Source organism: Amycolatopsis sp. NPDC059027 (genome assembly GCF_042739735.1).
Classification (GTDB): Bacteria; Actinomycetota; Actinomycetes; order Mycobacteriales; family Pseudonocardiaceae; genus Amycolatopsis.
On sequence record NZ_JBHYIK010000029.1, the window covers coordinates 83,949 to 102,125 of the forward strand.

18 protein-coding genes are annotated in these 18,177 nt (G+C 71.9%); 8 read left to right on the forward strand and 10 right to left on the reverse strand.

Annotation, left to right across the window (positions count from 1 at the left end):
- Positions 1 to 297: 297 nt before the first annotated feature.
- Both ACFWY9_RS21285 and ACFWY9_RS21290 read right to left on the reverse strand, forming a co-directional pair.
- Positions 298 to 1,083, reverse strand: coding sequence for a hypothetical protein (locus ACFWY9_RS21285; RefSeq protein ID WP_378339693.1), 786 nt, complete (start codon positions 1,081 to 1,083; stop codon positions 298 to 300).
- Between the two features lie 31 nt (positions 1,084 to 1,114).
- Positions 1,115 to 2,086, reverse strand: a complete 972-nt coding sequence (locus ACFWY9_RS21290) for a hypothetical protein (protein WP_378339694.1) — start codon at positions 2,084 to 2,086, stop codon at positions 1,115 to 1,117.
- A 231-nt stretch (positions 2,087 to 2,317) separates the two neighbouring features.
- Here ACFWY9_RS21290 and ACFWY9_RS21295 point away from each other — a divergent pair, with 231 nt between their 5' ends.
- The 6 genes from ACFWY9_RS21295 to ACFWY9_RS21320 all read left to right on the forward strand — a co-directional run bounded on the left by ACFWY9_RS21295 (position 2,318) and on the right by ACFWY9_RS21320 (position 6,508).
- Positions 2,318 to 2,659 carry a WXG100 family type VII secretion target gene (locus tag ACFWY9_RS21295; RefSeq protein WP_378330806.1) on the forward strand — a complete coding sequence of 114 codons (342 nt, stop codon included), beginning with the start codon at positions 2,318 to 2,320 and terminating at the stop codon, positions 2,657 to 2,659.
- Positions 2,660 to 2,683: 24 nt separating this feature from the next.
- Positions 2,684 to 2,986, forward strand: coding sequence for a hypothetical protein (locus tag ACFWY9_RS21300; protein WP_378330805.1), 303 nt, complete (start codon positions 2,684 to 2,686; stop codon positions 2,984 to 2,986).
- Positions 2,987 to 3,079: 93 nt separating this feature from the next.
- Positions 3,080 to 3,481 (forward strand): hypothetical protein, encoded by a 402-nt coding sequence (locus tag ACFWY9_RS21305; RefSeq protein WP_378330804.1) that lies wholly within the window; start codon positions 3,080 to 3,082, stop codon positions 3,479 to 3,481.
- Positions 3,478 to 4,773, forward strand: a complete 1,296-nt coding sequence (locus ACFWY9_RS21310) for a WXG100 family type VII secretion target (RefSeq protein ID WP_378339696.1) — start codon at positions 3,478 to 3,480, stop codon at positions 4,771 to 4,773. The genes ACFWY9_RS21305 and ACFWY9_RS21310 overlap by 4 nt, the downstream gene beginning before the upstream one ends.
- A gap of 23 nt (positions 4,774 to 4,796) precedes the next feature.
- A complete protein-coding gene (locus tag ACFWY9_RS21315) occupies positions 4,797 to 6,137 on the forward strand; it encodes an alpha/beta hydrolase (RefSeq protein WP_378330802.1) in 1,341 nt (446 codons plus the stop codon).
- Positions 6,134 to 6,508, forward strand: coding sequence for a hypothetical protein (locus ACFWY9_RS21320; RefSeq protein WP_378330801.1), 375 nt, complete (start codon positions 6,134 to 6,136; stop codon positions 6,506 to 6,508). The genes ACFWY9_RS21315 and ACFWY9_RS21320 overlap by 4 nt, the downstream gene beginning before the upstream one ends.
- Positions 6,509 to 6,645: 137 nt before the next feature.
- On the opposite strand, the gene ACFWY9_RS21325 is transcribed toward ACFWY9_RS21320, so the two are convergent.
- The 4 genes from ACFWY9_RS21325 to nadA all read right to left on the reverse strand — a co-directional run bounded on the left by ACFWY9_RS21325 (position 6,646) and on the right by nadA (position 11,458).
- A complete protein-coding gene (locus ACFWY9_RS21325) occupies positions 6,646 to 7,827 on the reverse strand; it encodes a S8 family serine peptidase (RefSeq protein ID WP_378339697.1) in 1,182 nt (393 codons plus the stop codon).
- Positions 7,828 to 7,896: 69 nt separating this feature from the next.
- Complete coding sequence (gene nadC, locus ACFWY9_RS21330) at positions 7,897 to 8,808, reverse strand: carboxylating nicotinate-nucleotide diphosphorylase (protein ID WP_378339699.1); 912 nt, start codon at positions 8,806 to 8,808, stop codon at positions 7,897 to 7,899.
- On the reverse strand, positions 8,805 to 10,451 hold the full coding sequence (locus tag ACFWY9_RS21335; RefSeq protein WP_378339701.1) for an L-aspartate oxidase: 1,647 nt from the start codon (positions 10,449 to 10,451) through the stop codon (positions 8,805 to 8,807). Before ACFWY9_RS21335 ends, nadC begins: the two co-directional genes overlap by 4 nt.
- Entirely contained in the window at positions 10,448 to 11,458 is a 1,011-nt protein-coding gene (gene nadA / locus ACFWY9_RS21340) for a quinolinate synthase NadA (RefSeq protein WP_378330797.1), read from the reverse strand. Before nadA ends, ACFWY9_RS21335 begins: the two co-directional genes overlap by 4 nt.
- Positions 11,459 to 11,571: 113 nt before the next feature.
- Here nadA and ACFWY9_RS21345 point away from each other — a divergent pair, with 113 nt between their 5' ends.
- Both ACFWY9_RS21345 and ACFWY9_RS21350 read left to right on the forward strand, forming a co-directional pair.
- Entirely contained in the window at positions 11,572 to 12,207 is a 636-nt protein-coding gene (locus ACFWY9_RS21345) for an NUDIX domain-containing protein (protein WP_378330819.1), read from the forward strand.
- A gap of 40 nt (positions 12,208 to 12,247) precedes the next feature.
- The gene (locus ACFWY9_RS21350; RefSeq protein ID WP_378330796.1) at positions 12,248 to 12,964 is read left to right on the forward strand and encodes an LON peptidase substrate-binding domain-containing protein; all 717 of its coding nucleotides are present in this window, start codon (positions 12,248 to 12,250) and stop codon (positions 12,962 to 12,964) included.
- Positions 12,965 to 13,101: 137 nt separating this feature from the next.
- Here the strand turns inward: ACFWY9_RS21350 and ACFWY9_RS21355 are convergent, their stop codons facing one another.
- The 4 genes from ACFWY9_RS21355 to ACFWY9_RS21370 form a co-directional block, all read right to left on the reverse strand.
- Positions 13,102 to 14,169, reverse strand: coding sequence for a M48 family metallopeptidase (locus tag ACFWY9_RS21355; protein ID WP_378339703.1), 1,068 nt, complete (start codon positions 14,167 to 14,169; stop codon positions 13,102 to 13,104).
- A 45-nt stretch (positions 14,170 to 14,214) separates the two neighbouring features.
- The gene (locus ACFWY9_RS21360; RefSeq protein WP_378330794.1) at positions 14,215 to 14,820 is read right to left on the reverse strand and encodes a DUF2567 domain-containing protein; all 606 of its coding nucleotides are present in this window, start codon (positions 14,818 to 14,820) and stop codon (positions 14,215 to 14,217) included.
- Positions 14,821 to 14,922: 102 nt separating this feature from the next.
- The gene (gene bioD / locus ACFWY9_RS21365; protein ID WP_378330818.1) at positions 14,923 to 15,642 is read right to left on the reverse strand and encodes a dethiobiotin synthase; all 720 of its coding nucleotides are present in this window, start codon (positions 15,640 to 15,642) and stop codon (positions 14,923 to 14,925) included.
- 100 nt (positions 15,643 to 15,742) lie between these two features.
- Complete coding sequence (locus tag ACFWY9_RS21370; protein WP_378339718.1) at positions 15,743 to 17,965, reverse strand: SulP family inorganic anion transporter; 2,223 nt, start codon at positions 17,963 to 17,965, stop codon at positions 15,743 to 15,745.
- Between the last annotated feature and the right edge of the window lie 212 nt (positions 17,966 to 18,177).

Below are 18,177 nucleotides of genomic sequence, written 5' to 3' on the forward strand. Positions count from 1 at the left end.
GGCGCGCCCCACCCCCCCCGCGCCCGCGCGCCCCCCCCCCCGACCCCCCCCCCGCCCGCCCCCCCGCCCCCCCCCCCCCTTCCGCGCTTCACCCCGCCCCGAACGACGCGCACTGCCTGGGATCCACCGGCACGCACGCCGGGTGAGGCGGGGGCCGGTTGCGACAAGGGCGTCCCTGGGTGCGTTGGATGCACCAGGGGCGTCCCTCGGTGCGGTAGATGCACCCAGGGCGTCCCTCGGTTCCACCGGCCATACAGTCCACTCAGGACGGAAAGGGCCGAAGTGAGCCATCCACGCTCAGGCGCACTTCGCCGCGCTGATGATCGAAACCGCGGTCACTTTTCCCTCCGGGGAGGTGACGAACTCGTAGCGCCAGCCCGGTTTCCCGTCGATCGGCAGCTGGTACCGCTTGTTCTCGCCCACCTTCAGGCCGCGCGCGTCGTACGCCTTCTTCAGTTCGTCCACAGAGGACCCGGCGCCGATGCCCTCGGCGGTCTTCGCGTCCGGCGGCGCCCCGAGTTCCCGCAGCCCGTCCTTGCCGAACGACGCGCCACCGGAGGCGGCGAAGGCCTTGTCCCGCGCTTCACGCTTCTCCGCCAGCTCCGCGATCGCGAGCGCCGAATCGGCCATCAGCCGGGCGACCTCGGCCGACTTCGCCGCCGACCGCGCGCTCCCGGCAGCCGAGGTGTCCCCGTCGGAACCCCCGGCTCCGGCGGCCTCGTCGGCCTTCTTGTTCAGTTCCTTGGACTTCTTCTCCGCCGCTTCCTCGGCCGCGATCCTCGCCGGATCGGGCGCGGGCCCGCCGGTGTAGCTGAAGTCGGCGCAGCCGTCCAAAGTGGACGTCGGAGCCGGGGCGAGCTTGCCGGCGGCCAGCGCCGCCTCCTTCGCCATGCCCGGTGCCAGACCGCGGTACCCGGCCGGGCCGAAGACCTCGGGCTTGGCCGCCGCGGACGCGGCCTCGGTGCCGGTGCCGGTGCCGGACGAGCCGCCCGACGTACAGGCCGTGACACCGGTGAGCAGCGCCACAGTGAGAGCGAGCAGGCCGGATCTGCCGAGGACGGACGTGTTCAGGTTGGTGCGCATCGAGTGATACCCCCTCTTTCCGAGGGGAAGACTAGCCGACCCCCACGACAGTCTCCGAGCGGAATACCGGCCGCGACCGCACCGACAACGCCGTCGCGGCGACGATCACCGCCAGCACGCCCGCGGCGGCCAGCAGCGTCCAGAAATCGGGGTGCGCGACCGACTGTCCCCGCAGCGCCTGCCAGGTGAGGATCACGAACATCCCCGCGTACCCGAACGCCGCGGTCCACACCAGCCGCCGTCGCACCCCCTCGGCCCGCAGCACCGGATACCGCCGCGCCAGCAGCACGAGGCCGAGCGCGATCAGCGGCAGCGCCTGCATGGCGTGGATCCCGACGAAATGCGGGATCCGCAGATCCCCGCCGACGGTGCTCCAGCCGGTGATCGGCAGCCCCGGCCCGCCGTCGGGCGCGCCCACCGTGTGCGCTCCGAACGTCGAGGGGCTCCCGCCCGTGCGGAACACCGCCTGCTGTTCGGGCGTCGCGGTGAACATGAACATCGCGGCGGCCATCCCGGCCAGCGACAGCCCGGTGCCCCAGCGCAGCGCGGAGCTCAGCGCGCGGTCCGGCATGCGCTGGAACAGCAGCAGCACCACGACCGCGGCGATCGCCAGCCAGGAGAGGTAGGCGCCGCCCGCGACGACGTTGTTGATCGCGGAATCGGTGGGCGTGGCCCTGTTGAAGTGCAGCTGCTGGTCGCGGAAGATCATCTGGAACACCAGCAGCGCCATGTCGAGCCCGATCGCGACGGCGAACACCGTGCCGAGCCACCAGCCGATCCGGCGGCCGCGCCGCACCTGGGACAGCAGCAGCGCCAGCGTGATCGCGTAGGACCCGATCGCGACGGTGAATTTGAAGGGTTTGAGCCAGATCGGCGCGTTGACGATCACGCGGTCGTCGACGAGCAGGCCGAGGAGCGACACCGCGCAGAGCACCGCCATCGCACCGGTCAGCACCACCAGCGGGCGATGCAGCGAGCGTAAGCTGATTCCGTTGTCCGACATGGCATCGAGCGTGCCGCGACGAGTTCTGTGTGACACTGGTGCGAGCCCCCGTCACCAGGTGAGGACAACCCCACCGGAGGCCTGTGGGTAATAGTGCCGTCAGCGCGACCGGCAGTTGTGCCGTTTGACCATCCCCTCTCCTTTTCTAGCGTGACATTCACCATGAGCGGCTCGGAAAGTGAGCCGTTCCACCCGGGATTTCCCCCGCGAACGAGAGGAGGTGGCCCGTCGATGTCCAGTCCGGGATTCCAGTCCGATTCCGCCGCGATGACGCGCGCCGTCCAGGGCTTCGAGGAGACCGCGTCGAACGCCAAGACCACCATGGCCAGCTTGGAGTCCGAGCTGACCGAGACGCTGCGCAACTACAAGGGTGACCAGGCCCTCGCGTTCTGGGACCTGCAGCGCCGCCTGCAGGAGAAGATGGGCGCCGCGGTCCGCGAGCTCGACACCATGTCGCAGCTGGTCCACTCCAGCCACGCGAACTACAACCGCGGCGACGCGGACACCAGCTCCAGCTTCCACGGGGTCGGAAGCACGCTCGAAGGCAGCGTCGTCCCCCGTCTCAACCTCTGATCCGTTCCGGAGAGGACACTTCCGATGGCCGATGTCGTCGAAATCAATTTCGCCGCGCTGCAGCACAGTTCGGCGTCGCTGGCCGCCAAGGCCAAGGCGCTGACCTCGCAGCTGGAGCAGCTGCACCAGAACCTCCAGCCGATCACCGCCACCTGGTACGCCTCCGGCAGCTCCGCCGGTGAGGCCGCCCGCCAGGCCGAGACCCGGCTGCGCCAGGCCACCGCCGACATCGTCGCGATCATCGCGCAGTTCGGCACCAAGGTGGGCGACGCGCACGACCTCCAGCACCAGCTGGAGAACCGCAACCAGGGCCTGTTCGCAGGCTGATCCCCCGCCGTCGGTTGGCCGGTGCGAGGAACCCCAGCTCGCATCGGCCAACCGGCTTTTCCGCCTCAGCTGACCACGAGAGAGTCGGGACCGATGCACGACCAGTCGTACTACGTTCATCTGGAATCGCTGAAGGACTTCGTGCGTGAGCTGGAGACCCAGATCCACGCGATGGCGAAGCCGAACGACTTCCTGCTCACCCTCGGCGACCACCCCCTGCTGTTCGGCGAATTCGGCGAAGCCGGTTCGCTGGCCGACGCCCATCACGCGGCGGTCGCCGAGATGCAGGGCCTCCTCGACCAGGTCCGCGGCGCCATCACCTTCGCCCAGGACGTGACGAACACCGTCGCCGACGGCTACCAGGCGGCCGACGAATCGGTCGCGGGCGATCTGCACACTTCCGGCCAGGCGACCGGCCTGCTCGATCCGCTGCTGTCCGCGCTCGGTCTCGGCGGCACGGGCGGGACGTCGAACGCAGGGGGAATCAAGGGATGACCACCGCACACACGAACTTCGCCGCGTACACCCATCAGCAGCTGTACGCGATGTTGCAGGCGGGTGACCCGAACAGTGCGCGCGCCGCGGCGGACAAATGGGCCTCGACCGCGCGCGGGCTGCACGACCAGGCCGAAAACCTGTCCGCGGAACTGGCCGACTTCTCCGACAGCTGGGCAGGAGGCGCCGCCGACCAGTACCACCGGATGATCACCGACCTCGTCGGCGGGATCCGCAAGGTCGCGCAGACCGCGCAGGGCATGAACCACCTGCTCGAGGACGCGGCCGACGCGCTCGTGAAGGCGAAGAAGCAGATGCCGCCGCCGGTCGCGGTCCCCGACGTCGCCCCCACCGACGTCGCGCTCGCCGTCAACCCGCCCCTGCTGCCGCCGGACGCCTCGCCCGCCGTGGTCCAGGCGGCCGCGCAACAACGCCAGCAGGCGATCAAGAACGTCGAGGCGCAGCAGACGGCGGCCAATGCCGCGGGCGACGCGCACGGCAAAGCGATCGTCGTGATGACCCAGCTCGCCGGGGAGTACACCGCCGCGGAAGAGGCCATCCCGGTCTCGCCGAACGCGGCCCCTGTCCCGAAGCCGCCCACCGGCGGCGGGAGCACCGGGGGCAGCGGGGCTGCCGGCAACGGGGTCACCGGCAGCGCGCCGCCGCCCGTCGTCACGCCCGGCACCGGACACCCGCTGCCCGGCGGCACCCCGACGCCGCCGGGCACGGGCCCCGCCCACACCGGGGGCAACCCGCTCTTCGGCGACATGTTCACCGCCGGGCTCGCCGCGGCCTCGGCCGCCGCGTTCGGCCGGTTCGGGTCGATCATGCCGCGGATCCCCGCGTGGGCGAGCGGCAAGAAGAACGAGGAGAACAAGGAAGAGAAACCGGGCACCAAGCTCGGCGGCGGAGGCGCGGCGGCGCCGGGCGCGACCGGAGGTTCCGGTGGCGGCATCCCGATCGGGGGCGGGAGCGTCCCGCCGATCGGCGGTGGCGGCGGCGGGGTCACCGGCCCCGGCGAGGTCCCCGCGGCCCATTCCGGACTGGCGGGTGACGGCGGTGCGGGCAACGCGCTGTCCGGGCTCGCGGGTGGCGCGGCGGGTGCCGCGGGCGCCGCCGCGGCGAAGGGCGCCATGCCGATGATGCCCATGATGCCGATGGGCATGGGCGCGGGCGGTGATCTCGGTTCGGGCAAACGGATCCCGGCCTGGCTCGTCGAGACCGAGAACGTCTGGGGGCAGTCGTCCCCGGTCGCCCCTTCGGTGATCGGTGAGGAACCGGAAACCCGCTGACCGCAGGGAAAGGGACGCGCTCGGTGACTTCTGCAGCCACCGCCGGAGGTTACCGGGTCGCCCCGGCCCGGCTCGATCAGGTGGCGGGCGAACTCGGCGGACACGCCGGGACGCTCGCCACCACACAGTCCACAGTGGCCGGTGAAAAGCTCCCGGCGGCGGCCTTCGGCGAACTGGCCGGATCCGCCGCCGCGGCGGCTACTTTCGCGAAGACGATGACGGAACTGGCCGAGCGTCTCGGCAAGCACGTCGAACGGCTTCACACTGTCCAATCAGGACTCACCGCGAGCGCCGCAGGTTATCGCCGCCTCGACGCGCGGGTCGCGGCGATGTACCGCGCGCTGCTCCCGGAGGACCCACTGCCCGCCGCGGGCAACCCGGCCGGGGTCGGCGGCGCGGCGGACACCGGCGCCTGGGCGGGCGAGATCACCCGCAACCGGGCGAAAATCGCCGACGCGCTCACCGGCGAGCGCGACCATCTCGCCCAGCTCCTCGCCCACGGCGGCGACCCGGCCGACGTCGAGCGCGCGCAACGCAGGATCGCGCTGTACGAGGACATTCTCACGCACAACCGGCAGATTCTGCGGTTCGATCCCGCGGGCGACGGCCGGATCGCCGAGCTGATCGGCCATCTCGAACCCGGCACGCGCAGCGTCGGCCTGTTCGTCCCCGGTACCAACACCCGGCTCGACAACTTCGACGGCTACGCCGGGCTCGGCAGGAGCCTGGTGGCCGCGGACCCGGCCGGGCGGACCGCGATGGTCGTCTGGGCCGACGGTGTTTTCCCACAGGGCGTCGCCGCGCAGGCCCCGGACTCCGGTTACGCGCGGACGCAGGCTCCGGATCTCAAGACGTTCACCGACGAACTGCGCGGCCAGATCGCGAGCCATGCCGGCCGCGACGTCATGGTGACCGCGATCGGGCACAGCTACGGCGGCGCCACCGTCGGGCTCGCCGAGAAGCTCGGTCTCGACGTCGACCGCGTGCTGCACGTCGAATCGGCCGGGATGGGGCACGGGATCTGGGATCCTTCGGACCTCCCGCCGAGCCAGGCCGGGGTCCAGCGGTACTCGATGACAGCGCCGCTCGACCCGATCGTCGTCGCGCAGGGCAACGCCCGCGTGGCGGAATGGCTGGGCTCGGACATCGGGCACGGCGCCGATCCGGACACCTTCCCCGGCGTCACCGACCTGGAAACCGGCAGGGGCGCGAACGGCGAGCTGCTGTGGGGCGTGTCCGCGCACAACGACGTCCTCAAGCCGGGATCGGACTCGTGGAGCAACATCTACGACGTGATCACCGGCGGAACGGTCACCCCGGAAGGCAGCCTCGAAGGCCTGAACATGGTGAGGATGGTCCCGTGATCACCGAGAGCACCGATCTCGACCGGCTGGCCCAGGAACTGACCGCGGTCATCGACCGGGTCGCCGCGACGTTCGGCGAGGGCGCGCTGCGAACCGTCGCGGGCGAACTCGACTGCGATCCGGCCCGGCCCGGCGTCCTGACCTGCTGGCAGTACGGCGTCCGGCTGGAGCGGCCGGTCAACGCCGAACGCCGCCTCGTCGAGCTCGTCGTCCCCACCCTGGAACGCGACGGCTGGCAGGTCCGCGACCGCAGCACCGCGCTGGACCTCGTCGCCCGCTGCAGCCGCGCCGGCGCCGATTTCACCGTGCACGTCGCCCGCTCCGGCGCCGGTGTCGCCATCGTCGGCTCCACCCGCTGCGTCACCCCCTGAATCACGCGAGATCTCCGTCCAATCACGCGAGTTCCGCCCCCAATCACGCGAGTTCCGCCTCTGATCACGTGACTCCTCCATTTTCGCCCCGGGGAGGGTTCGCAGGTCTCGCGTGATCGAGGGGAGGTCTCGCGTGATCAGGAGGAGATCTCGCGTGATGGAGTGAAGCGGGAGGGGCGCCAGGAGCGGCGGCGGCCCCGGCGGAACGCGGCGACGGCGAAACCGGCGGTGACGGCGGCGCCGACCCCGGCCAGCGCGAGCACGCCCGCGACGCGGTCGGCGCGGGGGCGGGCGTCCGAAGCGGCGGGGATGACGGCAGGGAGCGACGCCGGTTTTCCTGCCACACCAGGGCCCGTGACGTCGGCGGGTAGTGCGGAGGACACCGCGGCGTAGGCGTCGACGACGCCCCAGCCCCGGCGTGGGTCACGACCGCCGGAGGACGGCCGGTGCGCGGTCAGCAGGAGCCGGGTGACCACCTGGTCGCCGGTGAGGTCGGGCTGGTACGCCCGCACGAGCGCGGCGACCCCGGCGACGTACGCCGCCGCGAGGCCCGGATTCGTGATGCCCCAGCGATGTCCGCCCCCGGCGCCCGCCGAAGTGCTCACCAGGTCCGCGCCGGGGGCCGCGATGCCGAGGTAGTCCCCGGCTTCGGTCTGCGCCGGCTCGCCCGCGACGTTGACCGAGCCGACCGCGAGCGTCCCCGGCGTCGCCGTCGGGTAGGTGCGCCCGCCCTGCTGGGTCGCGGCCGCGGGCGAAACGACCACGGCGCCCTTACCCCGCGCCCGATCGACGGCCGCCGCCAGCTCCGGGCTGTCCGAAGTGGACGGTACGGCGACGAGGATCACCCCCGCGCCCTTCTGCGCGGCCTGATCGATCGCGGACGCGAGTGCCTTCGGATCCCCGCCTTCGGTGCTGCCGCCGCCGGTGGTGTACCGGATCGGGAGGATCCGCGCCGCCGGCGCGATCCCGGCGAACGTCGTCGACGGATCCGGTTGCGCCGCCACGATTCCGGCCGCGATCGTGCCGCGCCCGTCGCAGTCCGACGCCGCGTCGCCGCCGCCGGTGAGCTGTCCGCGCAGCTGCGGGTTCTGCCCGTCGACCCCGGTGCCGACCACGGCGACCACCTGCTTCTCGCCCCGGGTGAGCGGCCAGATCCGCGCCGGGTCGATCAGCCGCTGCCCCCACGGGACGGCCCCGGTGTACGTGCCGAGCGGCGTCGCGCACTGCCCTTGCGCGGGCGGCGCGGCCGAGGCTGTCGCGGGAAGTCCCAGCGCGAGCAGACCGGCGACCGCCACCACGCCATCGAGCCGTCTCCGCACTCCCCCAAGTTAGGCCGGGGCACCCCACGGGAACGACGGCAATTCCACCGTCGCGGCCTCGCGAGGCCGTCAGTGCAGGTCCATGCCCAGGTCCAGCGTGGCGGCGGAGTGCGTCAGCCCGCCCACCGACAGGTAGTCCACCCCGGACTGCGCGTAGGCCCTGGCCCGGTCCAGGGTCAGCCCGCCGGACGAATCCAGCCGCGTTTTCGGGGAGACCTCGTCCCGCCGCTCGACCGCCCGCGCGCACTGCTCCGGCGAGAAGTTGTCCAGCAGGATCTCGTCGGCGCCGAAGAGCAGTGCCTCCTCCAGCTGCGCCAGATCGTCGACCTCGACCTCGCACGGCAGTTCCGGCGCGTGCTCCCGCACGGCCTCGAGCGCCGCGGTCACCGAACCGGCCGCCACGACGTGATTGTCCTTGATCAGCACCGCGTCGCCGAGCCCGAGCCGGTAGTTGACCCCGCCGCCGCAGCGCACCGCGTACTTCTGCAGCAACCGCAGTCCCGGCAACGTCTTGCGGGAGTCCCGGATCGCGCAGCCTGTACCGTCCACTTCGGACACCCAGGCCGCGGTGGCGGTGGCGATGCCGGAGAGATGGCACAGCAGATTCAGCGCCGTCCGCTCGGCGGTCAGCAGCCCGCGCACCGGACCGCTCAGCACCAGCGCGGGCTCGCCGGCGACCAGCCGCTCGCCGTCGTCGCGAGCGCCCAGCACCTCGTAGTCCGTGCCCAGCACGGCGTCGAAAACGGCCAGCGCCACGGGAATCCCGGCGACGACACCGGGAACGCGGGGCGTCAGCTCGGCCAGCGCACGGGTGCCCGCGGGCACGGTGGCGGCGGTGGTCGCGTCACCGCCGTACCGCAGGTCCTCGGCCAGCGCCGTGGTGATCACGCGCCGGACGTCGGCGATGTCCAGCCCGTACTTCACCAGCGCCAGCTCGACATCGGGCGAAAACGGGAACAGCTCTGGGAAAACCTCTGTCATGCCACACCCTCCATGCGAATCTCCTCGGCCAGCACCGGCTGCCCGGACGGGCTGAGCCGGACGTACTGGCTCCGCCGCCAGTCCAGACCGCCACGATCGGGGAAGTCCGTGCGCACGTGACTGCCCCGCGATTCGGTGCGCCGCGCGGCCGCCGCGAGCAACGCCTGCGCCACCACGGTGAGCGCGGCGTCCTCCACCGCCTTCTGTGTCCACAACGGACTGTCGTGATGGGACAGATCGAGCACCGAACCCGCCGCCGCGAGGCCGTCGGCGTCCCGCCCGATCGCGGCGTACCGGCTCATGACCCGCTGCAGCGCGTCGCGATCGGCGGTCACAGCCGTCCCGCGTTCCGGCAGCCGCCCGCGTGCCGGATCGGCGAGCAGCCCGGCGGCCAGGTCGGCGGACACCGCCTCGGCGACCCGCCGGCCGACGACCAGGCCCTCCAGCAAACTGTTGGACGCCAGCCGGTTCGCGCCGTGCAGCCCGGTGCGGGCCACCTCGCCGGCCGCGTAGAGCCCGCGCACCCCGGACCGTCCGTCCGCGGTGGTCACCACGCCGCCACAGGAAAAATGCGCGGCCGGGGTGACCGGGATGGCGTCGACGGCCGGATCGACACCGAGCGCCGCGCAGGCCGCGTGCACGGTGGGGAACCGCTTGGCGAAGCCGGAAATGCTGGTGGCGTCGAGGAAAACGTGATCGTCGACGCCGCCGGGCGCCTGTGCCATCCGCCGTGTGACCGCCGCCGACACCACATCGCGCGGCGCGAGGTCGCCGAGCGGGTGGACCCCGCGCATCACCGGCGCCCCCGCCGCGTCCAGCAGCGTCGCCCCCTCGCCGCGCACCGCCTCGGTGACCAGCGGGCAGCGGCCCCGCGCGCCCGGAGAGTACAGCACCGTCGGGTGGAACTGGACGAACTCGATGTCCGCCACCGCGGCACCGGCCCGCAACGCGAGCGCGAGCCCGTCGCCGGTGGCGATCTCCGGATTCGACGTCGCCTGGTACAGCTGGCCGGCCCCGCCCGTCGCGAGCAGCACCGCGGGCGCACGCACTACCCCGGGCACGCCGTTCCGGTCGAGGACGGCCACCCCCGCGACGTCACCGGCGGGCGTGCGCAGCGCGTCGACGGCGATGTGGTGCTCCAGCACGGGAACCCCCTGGCCCCCGGCCTTGGCGACCAGGGCCCGTTCGACCTCGGCACCGGTCGCGTCGCCACCGGCGTGGATCACCCGGAACGCGCTGTGCCCGCCTTCCCTGGCCAGCGCCGGGCCGCCGCCCGCCGCGACGTCGAAGCGGGCACCGGCCGCGCGCAGCCAGGCCACCGCCGCCGGGCCGCCGTCCAGTATCGAACGCGCGGCGTCCTCGTCACAGAGTCCCGCACCCGCGACAAAGGTGTCCTCGGCGTGTTTGCCCACCGAGTCGCCGAGTTCGTGTTCCCTCTCGAGCACGACCGCGATGCCGCCCTGCGCCCAGCGGGTGTTGCCGTCGGCGACCGCCGCCTTGGTGACCACCAGGGCGTGCAGGCCGAGCTCCTGCGCCCGCAGCGCGGCGGTCAGCCCCGCGACCCCGCTGCCGATCACGACCAGATCCGCGCGCGCCTCCCAGACGGGAGTTTTCGCCTGGAAGTCACTAACCGGGGTGGTCATTCGCCGCCGCCGGGCTGCCCGATCTCGATCATCCGCCGCACCGAAGCCCGCGCCTTCGCCGCGGTTTCGGGGTCGACGTGGACCTCGTCGGCACCTTCGCGCAGCGAGCGCAGCAGGGCCGCCGGGGTGATCATCTTCATGTACCGGCAGGAGGCCCGGTCGTTGACCGCGCGGAAGTCGATCTCCGGCGCGGCCTTGCGCAGCTGGTGGATCATGCCTATCTCGGTGGCCACCAGCACCGACTTCGCGCGCGTGTCCCGCGCGGCGTGCACCATGTCCCCGGTGGACAGGATCTTCACCCGCTCCGGCTCCACCGCGCCCTCGCCCGCGAGGTACAGCGCCGAGGTCGCGCAGCCGCATTCGGGGTGGATGAACAGGTCCGCGTCCGGGTTCTCCGACGCGCGCGCGGCGAGCTCGGCGCCGTTGATCCCGGCGTGCACGTGGCACTCCCCCGCCCAGACGTGCAGGTTCTCCCTGCCGGTCACGCGCTTGACGTGCGCGCCGAGGAACTGGTCCGGCAGAAAGAGAACTTCCTGGTCCGCGGGGATCGAAGCGACGACGTCGACGGCGTTCGAGGAGGTGCAGCAGATGTCGGTCTCCGCCTTGACCTCGGCGGTGGTGTTCACATAGGACACGACGACCGCACCGGGGTGTTCGGCCTTCCATGCCCGTAGCTCGTCGCCGGTGATGGAGTCGGCGAGGGAACAGCCGGCCCGCGCGTCCGGGATCAGGACGGTCTTCTCCGGTGCGAGAATCTTCGCGGTCTCGGCCATGAAGTGCACGCCGCAGAAGACGATCGTGGACGCGTCGCTGCTCGCCGCGATCCGGCTGAGCGCGAGCGAATCGCCGGTGTGGTCGGCGATGTCCTGGATCTCCGGCACCTGGTAGTTGTGCGCCAGCAGCACGGCGTCCCGTTTGCGGGCGAGTGCCCGTACCTCGTCCGCCCAGTCCGCGTTCGCCTCGACCCCGCCGTAGGGCGTGAGATCGGTTTCCATCGTGATGGTCATACCTGGCCCTCCTGGACCCGTTCTCGGTTTTCGCCTTATAATCGAAAACCGTGCGAAGTCATCTTAACACCCGCGCCCCGCTGGCCCACGAGGTTTTGGGGGCAGTACTTCAAGTGCGCTCGGACACACTCCGGGTGCTGCTGTGGCAGCGCGCGCTCGATCCCCACCTCGGCCGCTGGTCCCTGCCCGGCGGACGGCTGCGCCCCGACGAGGACGTCGAAACGTCCATCCGGCGCCAGCTCGCGGAGAAGGTCGACGTGCGCCAGCTCAAACACGTCGAGCAGCTGGCGGTGTTCAGCGCGCCGGACCGCGTTCCCGGCCCGCGCGTCGTGGCCACCGCGTTCCTCGGCCTCGTCCCCTCCGACGTCGACCCCGAGATCCCCGAGGACACCGCGTGGCACGACGTCGCCGAGCTGCCCCGGACGGCGTTCGACCACGAGTCGATCGTGCTGCGCGCCCGGGACCGGCTGCGCTCGAAGCTCTGCTACACCAACCTCGGCTTCGCGCTGGCACCCGAGGAGTTCACGGTGTCCGCGCTGCGCGGGCTCTACTCCGCCGCGCTGGGCTACCGCGTGTCGGCCACGAACCTGCAGCGCGTGCTTTCGCGGCGCGGCCTGCTGGAGCCGACGGGACACACCGCGCCGCCCGGCCGTTCGGGCGGCCGCCCGGCCGCGCTGTTCTCCTTCGCGGGCAAAGGGATGCAGATCACCGACCCGTTCGCGGTGTTCCGCCCACCGTCGGGCCGCTGACCGTGCTGCGCGGCGCCCGTTCGCCCCGTACCGTGGACGGGTGGCCGAGCCGGAGCAGGAAACCAGCGAGACGACGATACTTCCGTTGTTCCCGTTGCAGACCGTGCTGCTGCCCGGAACGCACCTGCCGCTGCACATCTTCGAACCGCGCTATAGACAGCTGACCGCGGACCTGGTCGGCGGCACCGTCCCCGGGCGCGAATTCGGCGTCGTCGCGCTGCGCACTCCGGTGGTCCGCGAGGTCCGTGGTCTGGACCACCTCTACGACGTCGGGTGCAGCACCGTCCTGCGCGAGGCCAAACGGCTGCCGGACGGACGTTTCGACGTGGTGACCACCGGACGGCGCCGGTTCCGGCTCCGCGAGATCGACTGCGTCTCCGCGCCGTACCTCATCGGCTCGGTCGACTGGGTCGCCGACGACCCCGTTCCCCCGGCCGCCGCGGACACCGCGGCGCGCCTCGCCGAGGTCGCGCGGGCGGCGCACGAGCGGTACTGCGAGGCCGCCTGGCGCTCCGACGACTGGCAGCACCCCGACGCCGACACCGACATCGCCGAACTCGCCTACCAGCTCGCCGCCGACTGCCTGCTCCCGCTCGCCGACCGCCAGCGCCTGCTGGAGGAGACGCACCCGCTGCGCCGGCTGCGGATCGTGTGCCGGCTGCTGACCCGCGAGGCCGGTTTTCTCGCCACGCTCGGCGCCGTCCCGCTCCCCCCGAGCGAACTGACCGACCTGAGCCGCCCGGCCAACCTCAACTGACCGGCGCGAGTCCCACACTCACGACAGTGAGTTCCCCATTCGCGACAGCGAGTTCCCCGCTCACGGCACACGCGAACGTGGAACTCGGGAACCCGAGTGTGGGACTCGGGCGGCTGAACGTGGGACTCGCGACCGGACTACTTCGCCGAGCCGGAGCCGGAGTCCGAGTCCGAGCCGCCGTTCCCGTTCCCGCCGCCGAACTTGTTCCAGACCTTGCCCGCGGCACCCGAGACCGCCTCGCCGACCTCGCTGAACGCCTTGACCAGCGGGTCGCTCGACTCGCTCCACGAGTCGCGGTAGGACTTCGCCGCGGACTTGAGATCGTCGGTCCAGTTGGACGCCGGGGCGTCGTCGTCGCGGCGCAGGTAGTCCCCGGCCAGGATCGCGCGGTACTCCTCGGACGCGGCCCACTTCTGCAGCTGCGCCGCGCGCACGACGGCGAACGGGTGCGACAGGGTCTCGACGTTGCGCAGCTTGAGAAAACTGTCGCGGATGTCCTCGACCGACTCGTACTCCGCGGCCTGCTGGAGGAACGACGGGATGTCGATCTTCGCGGGGTCGATCCCGCCCGCGACCAGGATCTGCGCGCGCAGCGCCGCCGTCGGGTCCTGCCCGCACAGCAGCCCGGCCCGGTCGCACGAAAGCTCGGCCTTGCGGAACCATTCGTGCAGCGCGGCGATGACCGCCCGCAGCCCGAGCGCGCTCACCGGCGTCCACGACATCGACAGCTGCATCTGGATGAGCCGCACCAGGATCGTCCGGTACACCGTGTGCCCGGACAGCACGTGCCCCATTTCGTGGCCGATCGCGAACCGCAGCGACTCCGGGTTCATCAGCTCGACCAGCCCGGTGGTGAGCACGATGAACGGCTCGTCCATCCCGATCGCCATCGCGTTCGCCTGCGCGTCGCGCTGGATGAACACGTTCGGCACCGTTTCCAGGTCGAGCGTCTCGGCGCATTCGTGCCGCAGCCGGTCGATCTCCGGATACTGCTTCGTGCCGACCCGGATCGCCGAGGCCAGCGCCATCAGCCGGTCACCACGTTCCGAGTAGAACCCGGCGACGGCCTTGACGACCTGCGCGAACCCGGGCACGGCACGCAGGGCGGCCAGCGCGCCCCGGTCCACCGGATGCTCGTAGGCGCGGGGGCTGATCCCCGGAAAACGGACGGCGTTGTGCCGCGAAACCTCGATGTCGTCGGTCATGCGATCCCCTCTGAGTCTGAGGTGACCCAGACTAGGGCAAAACGCTCAACCGAGGCGCCGGCCCAGGTCGTCACGCCCGTTCCACGCCGTGAGCAACGCATACACCAGCGCCGTCGCCAGCGGTGCCGCCAGCACCACCCAGCCCGACTCCAGTTTCGGCGCCTGCTCGACCACCGAACCGAGCGCCGGCGCCGCTGTGACCTCGAAACGCGCGTTGCCGAACGCGACGCCCATCTGCATGCCGAGCCACGCGGCCAGCGCCGCCCCACCGACCGCGGCGATGAGCACGACCGGGCCGCGCCGTTCCCGCAGCAGCCACGTCACCACGCCGATCAGCAGGCCGATCCCGAGCGCGAGGAAACCGTAGATGGCGAGATCGTCGAAACGGTGCCAGCTCTCCATCTCCAGCGGCACGAGCTGCCCATCGGAGGTGACCACCCGCAACCGCTCCGGCGGCGCGATCCGCGACCACAGCCAGCCGAGCGGGATCCCGAGCAACCCTGCCGTGGACAGCACGCTCACCGCGGGCAGCAGATCGGCCTTGACGACCACCTTCGGCCGTTCCCGCCGCGGCCGCCACAGCACCGGCACCGACCACGGGTCCGCGACGGCCGACGACCGGTGCGCGGCACCGCCGGAAGACTCAACCACCCGGGGCTCCCTCCTGCACAGCTGTCGACCGAGCGTAACCGGTCGACGCCCGGAGTCACAGAGTGGTCAGCTCGCCGCGCCGCGGGATGATCGGTGCCACCGTCACTTCGGGGCCGAGGCCCGCCCGGCGAACGTCTCCGGGTCGAATTCGCCGCCGAACCACGGCGACAGCCCGGCACGGGCCTGGGTCACGAACTCTTCGCGGCTCACCGTGCCGAGCCCGGCGGGCAGCACGCCCAGCAGCGGGGCGCCCGCCGCGGTCGGCAGGTCCTCGAGATTGGACAACGCGGCGAGATCGGGATCGGCGGGCCACGAGCCGACGACGACCCCGGCGACGTTGATGCCGCGCCGGGTGGCGACCTCCGCGGTCAGCGCGGTCGCGTTGAGCGTGCCCAGCCCCGCCTCGGCGACGATGATCACCAGCGCGCCCAGCGACCAGGCGACGTCGGCGAGCCCGCTGCCCTGTTCGTCGAACCGGACCAGCAGCCCGCCCGCGCCCTCGATGAGGGTCAGGTCGTGCTCGTCGTCGAGTTCCCCCGCGGCGCGCGCGACCTCGGCGGGGTCGACCGCCGGGATGCCGCTGCGCCGCGCGGCCGCCTCCGGGGAGAGCGGGTCCGGATATCGCCGCAGCTCCCGGGTGGTGACGACGTCACCGGCGAGGCGCACGACGTCGTCGAGATCGCCGGGCTCCCCCGGTAGTACCCCGGTCTGGGCGGGCTTCAGCACGGCCACGCGCTGACCGCCCGCGACGGCCAGCGCCGCGATCGCCGCCGTGGTGATCGTCTTGCCGACGCCGGTCCCGGTCCCCGTCATCACCAGCATGCTCACGTGCTGACAACTTAGTGACTTCGCTGCCTCGGCGCCCCCTCGGGTGTGAGGGGGCTCTCCCCGCCGGGTGGCGGGAAGAGCCCCCGTTCCGGGGTTATCCGGCGGTCTTGCCGTTCAGATGCGCTTTCACCGGTGCCCGCACGCCGGCGGGCACGAAATCGCCGGTGCGGCCGTCCCACAGCGACACCTGCGCGGCGCCGACGTCGAAGTACATGCCGGTCAGCGTCAGCTCCCCGCGTGATTCGGCGTCGGCCACCAGCGGGTAGTGCCGCAGGTGTTCCAGCTGCTGCAGGATGTTGTGCAGGGCCAGCCGATCGGGTTCCCGCGCCGGGCGGGTACCGCCGATGGTCACCGTCTCCGTGCGCCGCGCGCTCGGTTCGGCGTGCCGGAGCCAGTCGGTCAGCAGCGGTGTCCCGTTGGGCGCGCCGTTGGCGAGCGCGCCCATCGCGCCGCAGCTGGAGTGCCCGCACACCACGATCTCGCGGACCCCGAGCACGCCGACGGCGAACTCCACGGCCGCGTTCATCGAGGAGTCGGCCTGTTCCGCCGGGACCAGGTTGCCGATGTTGCGCACGGTGAACAGGTCGCCGGGCCCGCTCGTGGTGATCAGGTTCGGCACGATCCGCGCGTCCCCGCAGGTGATGAACAGCGTGTGCGGTTTCTGGCCGTTGGCCAGCCCGGACAGCGTGTCCTTCAGCAGCGGCGCCGTGCGGCGGTGGAACTCGCTGGCGCCGCGCAGGGTCGGCCCGCCGCGCTGGTTGGGCACCTGGACCTCGGTGGCCTGCCATTCCGACCACGGCGCGAGCCAGCGGGGCACCGCGCGGGCGGCCGCGATGCGGCTGAGTGTCGGGCTGCCTTCCTTGCCCTTGGCGAACCACGGGTGGCCGACCTCGTCGACGGTCACCGTGCCGCCCGCGCGTTCGTGGGCCTGCTGCCAGTTCGACAGCGTCTCGAACGCGGCGTGGTCGAGGTAGTCCACGACGAGTTCCAGTTTCACCGTGGCGCCCTCGGGGACCTGGGCGAGCACCTTGGTCAGCCGTGGCACGGACAGGAACGTCAGTACGCCTTCGACCATGACGCGCCAGTCCTCGTTGTTGTCATCAGCGCCGTCGCGTTCGACGTGGATGCCGGACCACATGGTGCGGCGCAGCATCAGGAACAGCGACAGCGCGATCCCGGCGAGCACGCCCTTGAGCAGGTCGAGCGCCACGACGCCGAGCAGTGTCACGAGGTAGACGTACAGATCGCCATGGGTGTGCACCTGGCGGACGTGACCGGGGTTGACCAGCTTCGCGCCGACGTGCACCAGCAGCCCGGCGAGCGCGGCCAGCGGGATGCTCTGGATCAGGCCGCTCAGCGCGACCACGAACACCAGCACCCAGACGCCGTGCAGGATCGCCGAAGCCCGGGTTTTCGCCCCCGCGTTGACGTTGGTGGAACTGCGCACGATGACGCCGGTCACCGGCAGCCCGCCGATCGCGCCGGACACCATGTTGGCGGCGCCCTGGCCGATCAGCTCGCGGTCGAGGTTCGCTCGTTTGCCGGTGTGCAGCTTGTCCACCGCCACGGCCGAGAGCAGGCTTTCGACGCTGGCGATCACCGCGATGGTGACCACCGCGAGCGCGAAACCGCCCCAGCCGCCGGACGGCAGCTGCGGGACGAGCTGGATGTTCAGCACGTCACCGGGCAGCTCGACCCGGGGCAGCGTCATCCCGGCCAGCACCGACACCGCCGTCGCGACGGCGATCGCGGCCAGCGGACCGGGCACGCGCTGGACGATCTTCGGCAGCCGCGGCCACAGGATCAGCAGCGCCAGGGTGAGCAGCCCGATCAGCGTCGCCGAGTCGTGGTGGGCGACGATCTGGCCCGGCAGCTCGGCGATGTTCTTGATCGCGGAGCTCTGCGCGGTCCCGCCGAGGATCACGTGCAGCTGGCCGAGCACGATCGTCACGCCGATCCCGGCGAGCATCCCGTGCACGATCGCGGGCGAGATGGCCAGCGCGGCACGGGCGACGCGGGACAGGCCCAGCAGGACCTGGAGCGCGCCGGCGGCCACGGTGATCGCGCAGGTGGTCGCCCAGCCGAAGGTGGCGATGGTCTGCGCGAGGACGACGGTCAGCCCGGCCGCCGGGCCGCTGACCTGCAGGGCCGAGCCGCCGAGCGCGCCGGCGACGATCCCGCCGACGACGGCGGCGATCAGCCCGGCCACCACCGGGGCACCGGAGGCCAGCGCGATCCCGAGCGAGAGCGGGACGGCTACGAGGAAGACCACGAGCGATGCGGGCACGTCGTGTCTGAGCACGGCAAGAAGTCGCATGGTCACCAGATAACCCCGAACGTGGTGAAATGTCCGCTATGTCCAGCCCATTCGGGTGTAAAACTTTCGTTACCAACACGTTGCGTAGCTACAGAGAGTGGTTCACTGGCGCCGGGAACGCCCACTGCCTCCCTTCTGCTACCCAGTGGAGACGGATGCACAGGCGGCGGGAATGGCGGTCCGGTGTCATGAGCACCACGGAAGATTTCGGT